Origin of the sequence: Paracoccus aestuariivivens, from assembly GCF_009711225.1 — a bacterium.
Taxonomy (GTDB): Bacteria; Pseudomonadota; Alphaproteobacteria; order Rhodobacterales; family Rhodobacteraceae; genus Paracoccus; species Paracoccus aestuariivivens.
Genome location: NZ_WMIE01000008.1, coordinates 119,127 through 133,224, shown reverse-complemented (window position 1 = coordinate 133,224; position 14,098 = coordinate 119,127). Strand labels below are relative to the sequence as shown.

At 61.3% G+C, this 14,098-nt stretch carries 11 protein-coding genes and 1 other RNA gene; 4 read left to right on the top strand and 8 right to left on the bottom strand.

The annotated features are described in order from the left end of the window. Positions 1–8: 8 nt before the first annotated feature. On the bottom strand, positions 9–1,907 hold the full coding sequence (locus GL286_RS14140; RefSeq protein ID WP_155096216.1) for an extracellular solute-binding protein: 1,899 nt from the start codon (positions 1,905–1,907) through the stop codon (positions 9–11). 175 nt (positions 1,908–2,082) lie between these two features. Then, positions 2,083–2,613 (bottom strand): c-type cytochrome, encoded by a 531-nt coding sequence (locus tag GL286_RS14135; RefSeq protein WP_155096215.1) that lies wholly within the window; start codon positions 2,611–2,613, stop codon positions 2,083–2,085. A gap of 145 nt (positions 2,614–2,758) precedes the next feature. On the opposite strand from GL286_RS14135, the gene GL286_RS14130 reads away from it, so the two are divergent. Beyond that, positions 2,759–3,628 carry a prephenate dehydratase gene (locus tag GL286_RS14130; RefSeq protein ID WP_155096214.1) on the top strand — a complete coding sequence of 290 codons (870 nt, stop codon included), beginning with the start codon at positions 2,759–2,761 and terminating at the stop codon, positions 3,626–3,628. Positions 3,629–3,646: 18 nt separating this feature from the next. On the opposite strand, the gene GL286_RS14125 is transcribed toward GL286_RS14130, so the two are convergent. Then, complete coding sequence (locus tag GL286_RS14125; protein WP_246184957.1) at positions 3,647–3,991, bottom strand: hypothetical protein; 345 nt, start codon at positions 3,989–3,991, stop codon at positions 3,647–3,649. Between the two features lie 659 nt (positions 3,992–4,650). On the opposite strand from GL286_RS14125, the gene ffs reads away from it, so the two are divergent. The 3 genes from ffs to GL286_RS14110 all read left to right on the top strand — a co-directional run bounded on the left by ffs (position 4,651) and on the right by GL286_RS14110 (position 6,631). Next, positions 4,651–4,747, top strand: an RNA gene (gene ffs / locus GL286_RS14120) — signal recognition particle sRNA small type. 64 nt (positions 4,748–4,811) lie between these two features. Beyond that, positions 4,812–5,723 carry a PfkB family carbohydrate kinase gene (locus tag GL286_RS14115; RefSeq protein WP_155096212.1) on the top strand — a complete coding sequence of 304 codons (912 nt, stop codon included), beginning with the start codon at positions 4,812–4,814 and terminating at the stop codon, positions 5,721–5,723. Beyond that, positions 5,720–6,631 carry a pseudouridine-5'-phosphate glycosidase gene (locus tag GL286_RS14110; RefSeq protein ID WP_155096211.1) on the top strand — a complete coding sequence of 304 codons (912 nt, stop codon included), beginning with the start codon at positions 5,720–5,722 and terminating at the stop codon, positions 6,629–6,631. The genes GL286_RS14115 and GL286_RS14110 overlap by 4 nt, the downstream gene beginning before the upstream one ends. A gap of 2 nt (positions 6,632–6,633) precedes the next feature. On the opposite strand, the gene GL286_RS14105 is transcribed toward GL286_RS14110, so the two are convergent. From GL286_RS14105 to GL286_RS14085, 5 genes are all read right to left on the bottom strand, one after another. Continuing rightward, positions 6,634–7,683, bottom strand: coding sequence for a patatin-like phospholipase family protein (locus GL286_RS14105; RefSeq protein WP_155096210.1), 1,050 nt, complete (start codon positions 7,681–7,683; stop codon positions 6,634–6,636). A 114-nt stretch (positions 7,684–7,797) separates the two neighbouring features. Next, positions 7,798–8,925, bottom strand: coding sequence for a peptide chain release factor 2 (gene prfB / locus GL286_RS14100; RefSeq protein WP_155096209.1), 1,128 nt, complete (start codon positions 8,923–8,925; stop codon positions 7,798–7,800). A 94-nt stretch (positions 8,926–9,019) separates the two neighbouring features. Next, positions 9,020–11,563 carry a penicillin-binding protein 1A gene (locus GL286_RS14095; protein WP_155096208.1) on the bottom strand — a complete coding sequence of 848 codons (2,544 nt, stop codon included), beginning with the start codon at positions 11,561–11,563 and terminating at the stop codon, positions 9,020–9,022. Between the two features lie 72 nt (positions 11,564–11,635). Further along, positions 11,636–12,865, bottom strand: a complete 1,230-nt coding sequence (locus GL286_RS14090) for an N-acetylmuramoyl-L-alanine amidase (protein ID WP_155096207.1) — start codon at positions 12,863–12,865, stop codon at positions 11,636–11,638. Further along, positions 12,862–13,998: a pyridoxal phosphate-dependent aminotransferase gene (locus GL286_RS14085; RefSeq protein ID WP_155096206.1), complete on the bottom strand. Its 1,137-nt coding sequence runs from the start codon at positions 13,996–13,998 to the stop codon at positions 12,862–12,864. The genes GL286_RS14090 and GL286_RS14085 overlap by 4 nt, the downstream gene beginning before the upstream one ends. Positions 13,999–14,098: the final 100 nt, after the last annotated feature.

Here is a 14,098-nt window from a genome sequence, read left to right as displayed (position 1 = left end):
GGGCCGGATCAGCGCATCGCGCCGGATTGTTTCAGCTTTTCAGCCTTATCCGCGTCATACCACCAGAAATCAAGTTCACCCAGCGCATAGGCCGGCATGTTCTGGGGATGGCCGAAAATATCATAGTAAGCCAGCGTATAATCCGCTTTGTACCATTGCGGCACCCAGAAACGCAGCGCCCTGAGCGACCGGTCCAGCGCGTGGATGGTCGTATCCATCTGCTCCTGCGTCGTCGCTTCGATGCCTTTCCGGATCAGCGCGTCGATCGCGGGATTGGCCAACCCCATCGGGTTGAACACGTCGCCGGTATTCTCGGAACCAAAGACCTGCTCGGTCCCGCCGCTGATATAGAAGCTTTGGCCCAGACTATCGGTCACCATATCGAAATCATGGCTGCGGGTGCGGTTGGTCATCTCGGCGTCGTCGACACGCGCGTTGACGGCATCCACACCCAAGGCGCGCAGGTTCTGCACATAGGGGTTGATGATCCGGTCGAAACTTTGGTTGTCGTTCAGGATCTCGAGTTTGAGAATTTCACCCTTTGAATTGCGACGCAGCCCGTCAGGACCGACCTTCCAGCCGGCCTCATCCAGCAAAGCCGAGGCCTTGCGCAGGTTGCCGCGATCAAGCTGCGTCTTGCCCGCGACCGGCTGGAGCACCGCATCATCGGTCAGCACGCTAGGCGGCAGGTCTTTCGCCAAGGGCTTCAGCAGTTCCAACTCGGCTTCCGAGGGCTTGCCGGTCGCGGCCAGATCGCTGTTATCCCAGAACGAGTTGACGCGTGTGTTCAACCCGTAGAACAGGGTTTCATTCGACCATTCGAAGTTGAAGACCAGCCCGATAGCCTCGCGGACACGGACATCTTGAAACTTCTCGCGGCGCAGGTTGAACACCCACGCTTGCCCCGTCGCGATATCGCCGCGCGGCAGCATCTCCTGCTTGACTGTGCCGTTCTTCAGCGCTGGAAAGTCGTAGCGTGTCGCCCAATGGATCGAGGACACCTCGTTACGGAAGGTGTAGACGCCCGCCTTGAATGCTTCGAAGGCGCTGTCGTAGTCGCCGAAATATTCCAGCCGGATGCGGTCGAAATTATGCCGCCCGACATTGATCGAAAGATCCTTGCCCCAATAATCGGGGTTCCGCTTGACCGTCATCGAGCGGCCCATCTCGGCCGTGTCGAATACGTAAGGCCCCGATCCCAGATAGGGCTTGTCCGAGGACTGCTCGATGTCGCGCTTGTTCTTGCGGAAATCCTCGCGCGAGAAAACGATCTGGCTGCCGACCTGCTGGATCACGTCGCGGCGGGGATAGCCGGACTGGAACATGAACTTGATGGTGTGATCGTCGATCACTTCGGCCTTGGCGACCATCTTGGCTATGCCGGTGCGGTAGGATGACAGACCCTTGTCGCGCAGCAACTCGAACGAGAACAGCACGTCATGAGCCGTCAGCGGCGTCCCGTCCGAGAACTTCGCCTCGGGGCGCAGATGGAAGATCACCCAATCGCGGCTTTCGGGGTATTCGATGGTTTCGCAGAGCAGGCAATAGGACGAACCGCGCTCGTCCGATGCATCCTCCATCAGCCGTTCCAGCATGATCACGGACAGGGAACCGGCGCGGCCGCGATGGGTGAACGGGTTGTAGCTGTCAAAGCCGCCCATCGCCCATTCCGAAATCTCGCCGCCCTTCGGCGCGTCCGGATTCACATAACGCAGGTGCTTGTAATCAGCGGGCAGTTCGGGCGTGCCGAATGTGGCGATCCCGTGCGACACGATGGTTTTCGATTGGGCGGGCTGCGTGGTTGCTGCGGGGGTTACGGAAGGTTGCTGCTCCTGCCCCATCGCAAAGCCAGGCAATAGCGCCAGAAGCGCAACCATCGGGGCATGTCGCAGCATATGCATCGTCATCGGGTCTTGCTGATCCTCTTGTCTTGTCCGGCCCGGACCTTGGGCCGACTTGCCGACAGGCTATCAGTCGGCCCGCATGGTTCAACATGCAAATGCGTGATCCGCGTAGCAAATTCCGAGAATAGCAAAAGGGCGCCCATAAAGGACGCCCTGCAAATGCCCTGTCCTGATGCAGTTACGGCATGGATTGCAGATAGGCGATCAGATTTGCGCGATCTTCGACCTTGGGCAATCCGGCGAAGGCCATCTTGGTGCCTTTGACGACGGATTTGGGATTGGTCAAGAATTCTTGCAGCGCTTCGGGGGTCCAATCGCCGCCATGGGCTTTCATGCCATCCGAATAGCCGAAGCCGCCGATGCTGGCGACCGGACGACCGACGACGCCGTTCAGGTGCGGTCCGGTGCCGTCCGAGCTGTCAAGCTTGTGGCAGGCCTTGCATTTGCCAAAGACCTTCTCGCCCGCTGCAGCATCGGCCGAGGCCAGAACGGTCGCAAAATCCGGCCCCTCTTCCTTGGCTTCGCCTTCTCCGCCTGCCGCGGCCTCGACCGGAATGGTATAGGCCTGCGCGTGCTCTTCGCCCTCGACATGGTGGCCCGAGGGGCCGACATGGAAAATGCCCGATGCTGCCCAGTTCATCAGCAGAAGGAACAGAAGTGCCCCAATAAACGCTCCGGCTGTCTTCGTGATGGTCATCGTATCGAACATATCTGCGGATCCCTGTTGCGGTCTGTCCGTGGAACAGGGGTATCTAGGCGCTTTTGTTCTATCCGATCAAGGTATAGTTGTGCCTTCGCATGGAACGGCCGGAACTGTGTGCATTGCCCGCAACGGCCCGAATTGAGGCTTCGACATGACCAAAAACGTGATCGCATTCCAGGGTGAACCCGGCGCCTACAGCCATCAGGCCTGCCGATTCTATCGGCCCAATATGGAGGCAATGCCCTGCCGCACGTTCGAGGACACGATCGACGCCGTCCGTCAGGGCCGCGCCGAGCTTGCCATGCTGCCGGTCGAAAATTCGACCTATGGCCGCGTCGCGGACATCCACCACCTTCTGCCCGAAAGCGGGCTGCACATTGTCGATGAGGGCTTCGTGCGGGTCCGAATCGGACTGCTGGGCGTTCCCGGCACCCGAATCGAAGACGTGACCCAGGCCATGAGCCATCCGGTCCTGCTGGGGCAATGCCGCGGCTTCCTGCGCGAACATGACATCCAGGGCATCGTCGGTGCCGATACCGCCGGTTCTGCCATGGAGGTCGCGCGCCGTGGCGAGAAATCTCTGGCCGCACTTGCAGCGCCGCTGGCGGCCGAAATCTACGGACTGGACGTTCTGGCCTCGGGCATCGAGGACCGCCAGAACAACACGACCCGCTTCCTGATCATGGCGCGGGAGCCCGACTATTCGCGCCGCCAGAATGCTCAGGGCGGCGACGTCATGATGACGACCTTCGTGTTCCGCGTCCGCAACATTCCCGCCGCGCTTTACAAGGCGATGGGGGGCTTTGCGACGAATGGCATCAACATGACCAAGCTGGAAAGCTACATGGTGAACGGCATTTTCACCGCGACGCAGTTCTACGCCGATATCGAGGGTCACCCCGAGGATCCGCCAGTCGCCCGCGCGCTGGAGGAGTTGCGTTACTTCACCTCCAGCCTCGAGATTCTGGGCGTATATCCGTCCGACCCCTTGCGGGCCGAACAGCAGGCGCTTGGCGACTGATCTGCCCGAACCGACCGGTCAGCCCAGTTGGCCGGTCGCCGCGCGCCCGACGAAATCGCCGATGCGCTGCGCGAATTTCCGATCTATCTGGCCACGGCTCAGTTTCGCCGTCTGAAGCAGCAAACGCGCCTTCATCCCGCGCGGACGGACATCGACTTCGAAGATCAGCCGCGATTTGCTGAGCGACAGGGGAATGACCGTCATCACGATGCCCAAATCGAACATGTCCGATGTGCCGGAAAGCACCAGCTTTTCGGGAGGCGCGTTTTCGACCACCGACAAATCGACATCGCGTTGCTTGCCACGCCAATCAAAACCGATTGCCCATGATTCGGCTCCGGTTTTGCCTGTTCGGCGGACCATCGCACCGCGCCGCAGCAAGAGCCGTTCGAGCTTTGGGAAATCACTAACCGCCGCAAACAGATTCTCTGCGGAGATGTCGGTATCCTCGCGAGTAGAAAACTTCATTATTCACCAAGCCGGAAGGGGAGACGCCTTTGTTAAACGCAATGCGTCGATCCAATGCAAGGCTACGGGGCATGGTGAGGCGATATTCGCCGAAATACAATCTGGGATTGTTCAAAACGGTTCAATCCGGCAAGTACCGGCAACGCACTGCGCAGTTCTTAATCTTCTTTAATTTCCGGCTTAGCCGGTGCGTTTTATGCTAACCCGAGGCAACGACTGACATCTGATCGCCACAGAACGCTCTCGCAAGCCCGAGCGCCGGTACCATGCCAACGCGGAACGCAGGCGTCTTTAGGCGGTGGGGCAGATGGCATGTCTTTCGCGTCCTCGGCCACCTTTCAGCGCGACATTCCCGAGTTCGCCCGCGCGGTTTCCACCTCGATCCGTCAGGCCGATTTCGCCCTTAAGCGTCATGCCGTCCCCAACGCTCGACGTCGTTGCTGCATGTGCAAAGATGCGTCCCGCGACCTTGCCCGATTGATTTGTCACGAGAATGCGATTTTGGCGACGCGGAACCGCTTGCATCCCGCGCGCCACCCGCCTATCTAGGCCCCGAGAGGTTGGCGCGGGCGAGCGCCTCGCCAACTCGGTCAGGTCCGGAAGGAAGCAGCCGTAACGAGTCCCGTTTGGGTCGTTGTCCAGCCTCTCACCTAGATCCCCTTTGCGGATCTCAGCCACCAAGCGACCCAAATCCAGGTCAGAACGAGCGAATCCCATGCCCGATACGCCGCAGATCATTTGCCTCGGCGCAATGTTGTGGGACGTCATCGGCCATAGTCCGGTTTCATTGCGCCCTGGCGACGATGTGGCCGGACGCATCCATCAGCGACCGGGCGGGGTTGCCCTGAATGTCGCCGTTGCACTGGTCCGGCACGGGCTGTCGCCCTCGATCCTGTCGGCGGTCGGGCAAGATTCCCCTGGAGAGGCGCTGATCGCGGATACCCGACGGTTGGGCGTCGCGACCGACCTGCTGTGGCGGGGCGGACCGTTGCCGACCGATCTTTATATGGCAGTCGAAACTCCTGACGGGCTATTCGCCGCAATCGCCGATGCCCATGGCCTTGAGGCCGCCGGTCCTTCGATTCTCGCCCCCTTACAGGACGGACGGCTGGGAAGCGACGACAACCCGTGGCAGGGCACGGCTGTCATCGACGGCAACCTGACCAAGCAAACGCTGGCGATGATGGCAAAGGCCCCGTTTCTGGCACGCGCTTCGCTGCGCATCGTTCCCGCCAGCCCCGACAAGGCCGACCGGCTTGCGCCGCTTCTCGACCATCCCAATGCGGTCTTCTACATCAATCGCGCCGAGGCCGAGGCCATCGCCGGTCGCCCGTTCTCTGGCGCGGTCGACGCTGCCGAGGCAGTCGTGGCGATGGGCGCGGCCCGAGTCATCGTCACGGATGGCCCGCAACCTGCCGCCGATGCAGTGGCAGGGCAGCCAACCGTCAGCCATTGCCCGCCCCAAGTCACCACCCGACATGTCACCGGCGCGGGGGATGCATTCCTTGCAGCGCATCTTGCCGCCGAACTGAGCGGGTTTGACCGCAATGACGCGCTTGATCGGGCCATTCAAGCCGCTGCCGCACATATTACGGCGCCCCCCGAAACTGGAAAGGATACCGCATGAAGGACCTGCTGGTCTTCGCCCCGGAAGTCGCAAACGCCCTGTCTCAAGGCAAACCGGTCGTTGCACTGGAATCGACCATCATCACCCACGGCATGCCTTATCCGCAAAATCTTGAGGTTGCGCGGCAAGTCGAAGCAACTGTCCGCGAAGCAGGTGCAACCCCCGCGACCATCGCGATCATTGCCGGAAAAATCCATATCGGCCTTGATGACGCGACGCTCGAGACGCTGGCATCGACCCCTGGCAGCGAAGTCATGAAACTGTCTCGTGCCGATCTGGCCGCTTGTCTTGCATTGGGCAGAACGGGCGCGACCACCGTCGCCGCAACGATGATCTGCGCCAATCTGGCCGGCATCGGTGTCTTTGCCACCGGCGGTATCGGCGGCGTCCATCGCGGTGCGGAACTCAGCTTCGACATCTCGGCAGACCTGCACGAACTGGCCCGCACGCCGGTTACGGTCGTCGCGGCGGGCGCGAAAGCGATCCTCGACCTGCCCAAAACGCTGGAGGTTCTGGAAACTCTGGGTGTTCCGGTCATCGCCGTCGGGCAGGATCAGCTTCCCGCCTTCTGGTCGCGCGAATCCGGCCTTGCCGCGCCGCTGCGCATGGATGATCCCGCCCAGATCGCCGCCGCCGCGCGGTTGCGCAAGCAGATCGGGCTTGAGGGCGGCCAGCTGGTCGTGAACCCGATCCCTGAAGCCGCCGAAATTCCGCGCTCGGTCATGATCCCCGTGGTCGAACAGGCTTTGGCCGAGGCTGCCGCCCAAGGCATCGCCGCGAAGTCCGTGACGCCGTTCCTGCTGCAACGCATCTTCGAATTGACCGAGGGCCGTTCGCTGGATGCCAATATCGCGCTTGTTCTCAACAATGCTCGTGTAGCAGCACGGATCGCCGCCGCAATGGCCTGACCTTACGCAAACAGGGCTGGCAGATTCACCGAATCGCGCTGGCCCAGATTTGCGGCGTGATACTCCATGAAGCGTTCGGCAGCGCCGCGACCCGCCTCGCGCAGATCGTCCAGCATTCCGGGCTTCGGGATGACCTTGGTCTTGGCGCTTAGCGACGTCATCATGAAGTCGTCCATCACCATGTGAACCAGCACGTTCTTCATCGGTCGTCCGGTCAACCGCCCTTCATCATCCAGCCGCTTGACGAAACTGATCGCCCGCAACTCGCGCAGAAGCGAGGCGTTGAAGCTGATCTCGTTGATGCGGTCCTGTATCTCGACCGGACTTTGCGGAACATTGTCGCGCAGCATCGGATTGATCGTGACGATGACGATATCGCGCGGCAATTCCGGCGAGAATAGCGGAAACAGCGCCGGATTGCCGGAAAATCCGCCATCCCAATAGGATTCGCGCCGACCCGTCATCGGATCATCGATCTCGACGGCCTGAAACAACGTTGGCAAACAGGCCGAGGCGAGAATGGCCTCGACAGTCACCTCCTCGCCGCCAAACACCCGAATCCGGCCCGTGCGGACATTCGTGGCACTTACGAACAGCTTCGGACCCGTACCCCGCCCCAGTTCGGGATGAGGCATGGCGCGCAGGATTGCATCCAGCGGATTGCTGTAGAATGGCCCGCAATCATAGGGGCTGAAAACGCGGGTAAATCCTTCGAGCCACGCCATGGGCGAGATGATCTCGCTAAGACGCTGCATCGCGCGAGGGATGGGGAACAACCCGTCCATCCAGCGCGCCACCCGATTATCGCTGACCTGACCGATCTGCGACCAGACATAGTCCAGATTTTCCAGCGCGGCATCGCGCCCGATCCGTCCGGGTCCACATGCCAGCCCCGCAGCCAAGGCGGCCCCGTTCACCGCCCCTGCCGAGGTGCCGCTAATTCCCGCGATTTCGACGGTCTTTTCTTGCAGCAGACGCTCGATCACGCCCCAAGCGAAGGCGCCATGCGCTCCCCCACCCTGCAATGCCAGATTGATGCGCGTCGTCGCCATGTGACCCCCGCCATTATGCAGATGCAGCATACACCGCTGCATCGCAGCATCAAACGACAGGTTGCGACAATTGCGTGATCGCGCCGGAGATCGTCCGGCGCGACGGGAATAAAGTCAGTCTTCTGCGTTCGCCTCGGCGCGCGATTTACCGGCGACGTCCAGCGCCAGCGTCGCAGCCATGAACGCGTCAAGGTCACCGTCCAGCACGCCCTGCGTATCCGAGGTCTCGTGCGAGGTCCGCAGATCCTTCACCATCTGGTAGGGATGCAGGACGTAGGAGCGGATCTGGTTGCCCCAGCCCGCATCGCCCTTGGCGGCGTGCTGGGCGTTGATCTCGGCATTCCGCTTGTCCAGTTCCATCTGGTAAAGGCGCGATTTCAGCGCGGCCATGGCGTTGGCGCGGTTCTGGTGCTGCGATTTCTCGGACGAGGTCACCACGATTCCGGTCGGAAGGTGGGTGATCCGCACCGCCGAGTCGGTGGTGTTGACGTGCTGCCCGCCCGCGCCAGACGAACGATAGGTGTCGATACGGATTTCGTTATCCGGCACGACGATCTCGATATTGTCATCAACGACCGGATAAACCCAGATCGAGCTGAAGGACGTGTGCCGACGCGCTGCCGAATCGTAGGGCGAGATCCGCACCAGACGATGTACGCCCGATTCCGATTTCAGCCAGCCGTAGGCATTGGCGCCCGAGATCTTGTAGGCAGCGGAACGGATACCCGCTTCTTCGCCGGGAGTTTCGGACAGAAGTTCGACGTTATAGCCTTTCTTCTCGGCCCAACGAACATACATCCGCGCCAGCATGCTGGCCCAGTCTGCGCTTTCGGTACCGCCAGCGCCCGCGTTGATCTCGAGGAAGGTATCGTTGCCGTCGGCCTCACCGTTCAGCAGGGCCTCGAGCTCCTTCTGGGCCGACAATTCGGCCAAGGACTTCAATGAAGCCTCGGCATCGGTCACGATTTCCGCATCGCCCTCGGCCTCGCCAAGCTCGATCAGATCGACATTGTCGGACAGTTCGGTTTCGATGCGGCGATAGGTTTCGACCGCGTCGCTCAGTTTCTGGCGATCCCGCATCAGCTTTTGTGCGCGCGCCGGATCGGACCAGATATCGCCCGCCTCGATCATGGCGTTAAGCTCTTCCAGCCGATGCGGAGCGGTTTCCCAGTCCAAACGCTGGCCGAGCAGCTTCAGCGACTTACGGATCGCATCAATGGTGGCTTGGGTCTCGGCGCGCATGGGCACTTCTCTTTCGGAAACGGAACACGGATCAGGGCAAGACAGATAGCGCGAGGCCGGGCCACCCGCAAGCGCCCGGCCCCAAAAGCTACGCCTAGTAAAGCCCACCCGATGAAAGAGTGCCGAAATCGGCTTTCTTCGGAATGACCTTTTTCTTGCCGGTCGAGGTCGTGACCGCCCTGCCCTGATCTCTGCTCTTTTCGGTGTAAAGCGGCAGCGTTGCCGGATCGGCCCGCTCAAAGCCTCCGTCGACGACCATGCCCAGACCGCTCAGATCCTGACCATCGCGGAAATATTCGGCGATGACATTGTCGCCCTTGGCGTCAGGACCAAGAATCGCGCCGGTGAAACGGTCGATGTTGACGAAATGCCCACCTGGCGGAACGCGGAAGTCGGTACCGCCGAATTCCTTGATGGCTTCCTTCATGAACTCGTTGAAGACCGGCACGCACATCGTGCCGCCATAGGCGCTGTCACCCATCGAGCGCGGCTGGTCGTATCCCAGATAGCAACCCGCCACGATGTTCGAGGTAAAGCCGATGAACCAGACGTCCTTGGCGTCATTCGTGGTCCCGGTTTTGCCCGCAATCGGCACCGGAAGGCTAACGCCGCGACCCGAACCACGCTTGACCACGCCTTCCATCATCGAAGTCAGCTGATAGGCGGTGATCGCGTCCATCACCCGCTCGCGGTTCGACATGATCGAGGGTGCGGCCCCCGCAGGCAGATTGGCATGATCGCAGGTCAGGCAGTTCCGCTGGTCGTGGCGATAGATCGTCCGGCCCCGACGGTCCTGCACGCGGTCGACCAGCGTCGGCTCGACCCGCTCGCCGCCATTCGCGAACATCGCATAGGCCGCAACCATCTTGAACAGGGTTGTTTCCTGCGCGCCAAGACTATTGGCAAGGAACGGTGACAACCGGTCGTAAACTCCGAATTTCTCGGCATATTTGGCGACCGTGCTCATTCCGATATCCTGCGCGATCCGGATCGTCATCAGGTTTCGCGATTGCTCGATGCCGGTCCGCATCGGCGTTGGCCCATAGAAGCGCCCCGTCGAGTTTTTCGGTGTCCACAACCCTTCCGGCGTGTTCACGGTGATCGGTTCGTCGACAATGATCGTCGCGGGGGTAAAGCCGCTGTCCAGCGCCGCGGCATAGACGAAGGGCTTGAAGCTGGACCCCGGCTGCCGTTGCGCCTGCGTCGCGCGGTTGAAGACCGAGCTTTGATACGAGAACCCACCCTGCATAGAGATGACGCGACCGGTGTTCACGTCCATCGCCATGAAACCGCCTTCAATCTCGGGGACCTGACGCAGTGTCCAGCGGATGAAGCTGCCATCGTCATCCCCGACCATGCGCCGCACCAGAACGACATCCCCGACCGAGAGCAGATCCGACGCAACCTTGGCCTTTGGCCCAAGCCGACCATTAGCCTCACGTTTGCGGGCCCATTGCACGTCCTTCGCGGGGATTTCGGCGGTGCCCTCCTCGCCCTCGATCCCGATCTGAGCATCGCTTTTGCCCAGCGACAGGACCACGGCGGGATACCAGCCCTCGATGTCGCGCGGGACTTTGCTGCCCGCCAAGGCGGCGCGCCAGTCCTTTTCCGTGCCCAGTTTGTCTTCGGGAATGCGGACGCGCGTCCCCCTCCAGACACCGCGACCGCGGTCGAAACGCTCCAGCGCGCGTTGCAGCGCACGGGCGGCAATTTCTTGCAGTTTCGGTTCGATGGTCGAGCGGATAGCCAGACCACCGCCGAAGAACTCATCCTCGCCAAATTCGCGCGACAATTGCCGGCGGATTTCGTCGGTGAAGTAGCCACGTGGCGGAAGTTGCTTCTGGAAGGACGGGAAGTCGCCGTTCTGCACCGATTTCAGCGGCAACTCGGCTTCCGAGCGATAGGTCGCCTCGTCGATATAACCGTTCTGCCACATCTCGCGCAGAACGTAATTGCGCCGTTCCGTGACCCGCTGCTTGGCGCGCACCGGATGATACCGCCCCGGAGCCTGCGGCATCGAGGCCAGCGTCGCCGCCTCGTGCGGCGCAAGTTCGGCCAATGACTTGTTGAAATAGGTCTGTGCGGCGGCGGCCACACCGAAACTGTTCTGACCCAGAAAAATCTCGTTCAGGTAAAGCTCAAGGATCTGGTCCTTGGACAACGTCTCCTCGAGGCGGGTGGCAAGGATCAGTTCCTTGATCTTGCGTTCGATGCTGCGATCGGAACTGAGCAGGAAGTTCTTCATCACCTGCTGCGTGATCGTCGATGCCCCGCGCACGCTTGAGCCGCCGGACTTCACGGCCTCGACCATGGCACCCACCATCCCGCGCGGATCGAAACCGTGATGGTGGTAGAAATTCTTGTCTTCGGCGCTGACGAAGGCCTCTTTGACGAGTTCGGGAATTTCGTCGATCGGCACGAAAATCCGCCGCTCTTCGGCGAATTCGTCGATCAGGCGTCCTTCGCTGGAATAGACCCGGCTGATGGTCTTGGGCGAGTATTGCGCAAGCTGTTCGTGACTCGGCAAGTCACGGGAATACATCCACAACACCCCACCGACCGTGAGCGCAATGAACACCAAGCCGGTCACGATCCACGCGAAGATCGCACCGAAGAACGAGAGAACGAAGCGGATCAACGGGGTTATGCCTCTGGGAATTTCTGGAACATCTTAGTCCCGGTAAGCGTCGGCGTCAAAGCGACCTTGCCATTACTGGCGCGAAAGGCCCGCGCGGATGACGTCATCCTGAGCCCAGTCCGATATCGCGCGGGCGATGGATTGGGAAGTATGCCTGCGCCATTCGGGATCGAACAGGTTGGCGCGATCGTTCGGGTCGGTCAGAAAACCAAGTTCGATCAACACCGAAGGTATATCGGGCGATTTCAGGACCGAGAATGCCGCCCCTTGCATCGGACGACGATGAAGCGCCACTCCGGCCTGATTCAGCGCGGCGACCAGAAACTTGGCGAATGTTTCGGATCTGGGTTGGGTTTCAAGCCGCGCCAGATCCATCAGGACCACGGCAACCTCGTCATCCGTGCCGGACAAATCAAGCCCGCTGACAAGATCTGCGCGGTCATGTCGCAGAGCCAGTTCCCGCGCGGCACGTCCGTCGGCATCCTGATTCCAGTAATAGATCGACATGCCCGCCGCCTCTCCGGCAGGCAGGGCATCCGCGTGGAGCGAGATCAGCAGGTCCGCCGACGCTCCGCGCGCAATGGTCATGCGCTGCTCCAGCGGGATGAAGCTGTCATCCGTGCGGGTAGGATAGACCTCGAAACCCGCGCGGGTCAGGACATCCGATAATTCGCGGGCAAATCCCAGCATCACGGCCGCTTCACGGATCGCACCGACCTCGGCACCCGGATCGTGGCCGCCGTGACCGGGGTCAATCGCGATGCGCAAGGGCCGGTCTCCGGTCCGTCTTGCTTCCAGTTTCGCCACATTCGACGGCTGCGGCAGATCACGCAGCGCGGAAAGCGCATTGCCCCGGGTCACGAAATCCTTTTGTGGCACCGGTTCGATCCGCAAGCTGACCAGCGCCCCGCTTGCCCCGCCTTGAGCCGGCTTCTGGATCGCGGTGCGCAAGGCATAAGGTCCGGCCAGTTCGACCACCATCCGCGACCATCCGGTCCGGAAACGCCCCCAGCGCAATGCGCGCACCGCATCCCGCCCAGGAACGGCGTCAGGATCGGTTCCGGAAAAGTCGATTTCGCGGAAATCCACGATCAGACGTGGCGGGCCATCCAGAAAATAGACCCGATACGGCACCGGATGGCTGATCGCCAATTGCAGATCAAGCGGGCGTGGTTTGCCTCGATCCTTGCCCTCGGCGATGATCGCCGAATGGGCAAGGTCCAGCCGCGCAAGGGCCGAGCGTTCCTGCGCCAATGCGGGCAGCGCCAGCAGCAGCAGAAAGGCGGCCCAAAGCCATCTCATCTTGTAGCCATGAATGCTGCAAGGCGGTCCAGCCCCTCCTGAATTCCGGCAGTCGAGGCCGCATAGCTGAACCGCAAGGTCCGCGCGCCGCGTATGGGATCGAAGTCCAGACCCGGCGTCACCGCCACGCCCGCCCGATCAAGGATCTCGGCGGCGAATTTCAGGCTGTCATCCGTCAGATCGGAAACATCGGCGTAGATATAGAATGCCCCCTCGGGCGGAGCGATCCGCGTGAAACCGATCTGTGGCAGGCGCTCAAGCATCAAGCGCCTGTTTTCTGCGTAAACAGAAAGGTTTGCATTGGCTTCCTCTATACATTCCAATGCAGCCAGCGCGGCAAACTGGCTGGCATGCGGCGGGCAGATGAACATATTTTGCGCGATCCGCTCGACCGTGCGGATATGGCTTTCGGGGACGACCATCCAGCCGACGCGCCAACCGGTCATGCTGAAATATTTCGAGAAGCTGTTGATAACGAAAACGTCGTCCGTAACCTCAAGCGCGGAATGGAAGCCCGCGCCATAATCAAGCCCGTGATAGATCTCGTCCGAGATTACCGCCATGCCCAGTTCTGCAGCACGCGAGGTCAGGGCCGCCAACTCATCCTTGCGCAGAACCGTGCCCGACGGGTTTCCGGGCGAGGCAAGGATCAGCCCCTGCGCGTCTTTCGGCAGATCATGCGGACGCGGTTGATAGCGATCCTCGGGGCGGGTCTGGATACCGACCGGCCGTAACGACATGGCGCGCAGGATCTGGCGATAGCTGGGATAGCCCGGCTCGCCCAGTGCGACACGCTCTCCGGCATCGAAAAGCGCCGAGAATGCAAGAATGAACGCGCCGCTGGAACCGGGCGTCACCACGATCCGGGCGGGGTCCAGGTCAAGACCGTACCAACGCCGGTAGAGTCCCGCGATCCCTTGACGCAATTCTGGCAGGCCAAGCGCGACCGTATAGCCAAGCGGTTGATCCAGCGCGGCGGCAAGCGCCTTGCGCGCGCCCAGAGGCGCCGGAGTCGATGGTTGTCCGACTTCCATGTGGATAATGTGGCGACCGGCCGCTTCCGCGCTGCGAGCAGCCTCCATCACATCCATGACGATAAAGGGATCGACCTGCCCCCTGCGCGATTGTCTCATGCCTGCCTCGGTGTTTTTGGGGGTATCACAACTTGGGCGGGCGCGGTCAAGCATCAGCGGTCAACCCCGCGTGAATGCAACCAGCCGTGATGCAAGGATG

Coding starts and splice junctions, on each gene's coding strand:
- GL286_RS14140 (WP_155096216.1), bottom strand. CDS start 1,907: ATGACGATGCATATGCTGCGACATGCCCCGATGGTTGCGCTTCTGGCG.
- GL286_RS14135 (WP_155096215.1), bottom strand. CDS start 2,613: ATGTTCGATACGATGACCATCACGAAGACAGCCGGAGCGTTTATTGGG.
- GL286_RS14130 (WP_155096214.1), top strand. CDS start 2,759: ATGACCAAAAACGTGATCGCATTCCAGGGTGAACCCGGCGCCTACAGC.
- GL286_RS14125 (WP_246184957.1), bottom strand. CDS start 3,991: ATGGTCCGCCGAACAGGCAAAACCGGAGCCGAATCATGGGCAATCGGT.
- GL286_RS14115 (WP_155096212.1), top strand. CDS start 4,812: ATGCCCGATACGCCGCAGATCATTTGCCTCGGCGCAATGTTGTGGGAC.
- GL286_RS14110 (WP_155096211.1), top strand. CDS start 5,720: ATGAAGGACCTGCTGGTCTTCGCCCCGGAAGTCGCAAACGCCCTGTCT.
- GL286_RS14105 (WP_155096210.1), bottom strand. CDS start 7,683: ATGGCGACGACGCGCATCAATCTGGCATTGCAGGGTGGGGGAGCGCAT.
- prfB (WP_155096209.1), bottom strand. CDS start 8,925: ATGCGCGCCGAGACCCAAGCCACCATTGATGCGATCCGTAAGTCGCTG.
- GL286_RS14090 (WP_155096207.1), bottom strand. CDS start 12,865: ATGAGATGGCTTTGGGCCGCCTTTCTGCTGCTGCTGGCGCTGCCCGCA.
- GL286_RS14085 (WP_155096206.1), bottom strand. CDS start 13,998: ATGAGACAATCGCGCAGGGGGCAGGTCGATCCCTTTATCGTCATGGAT.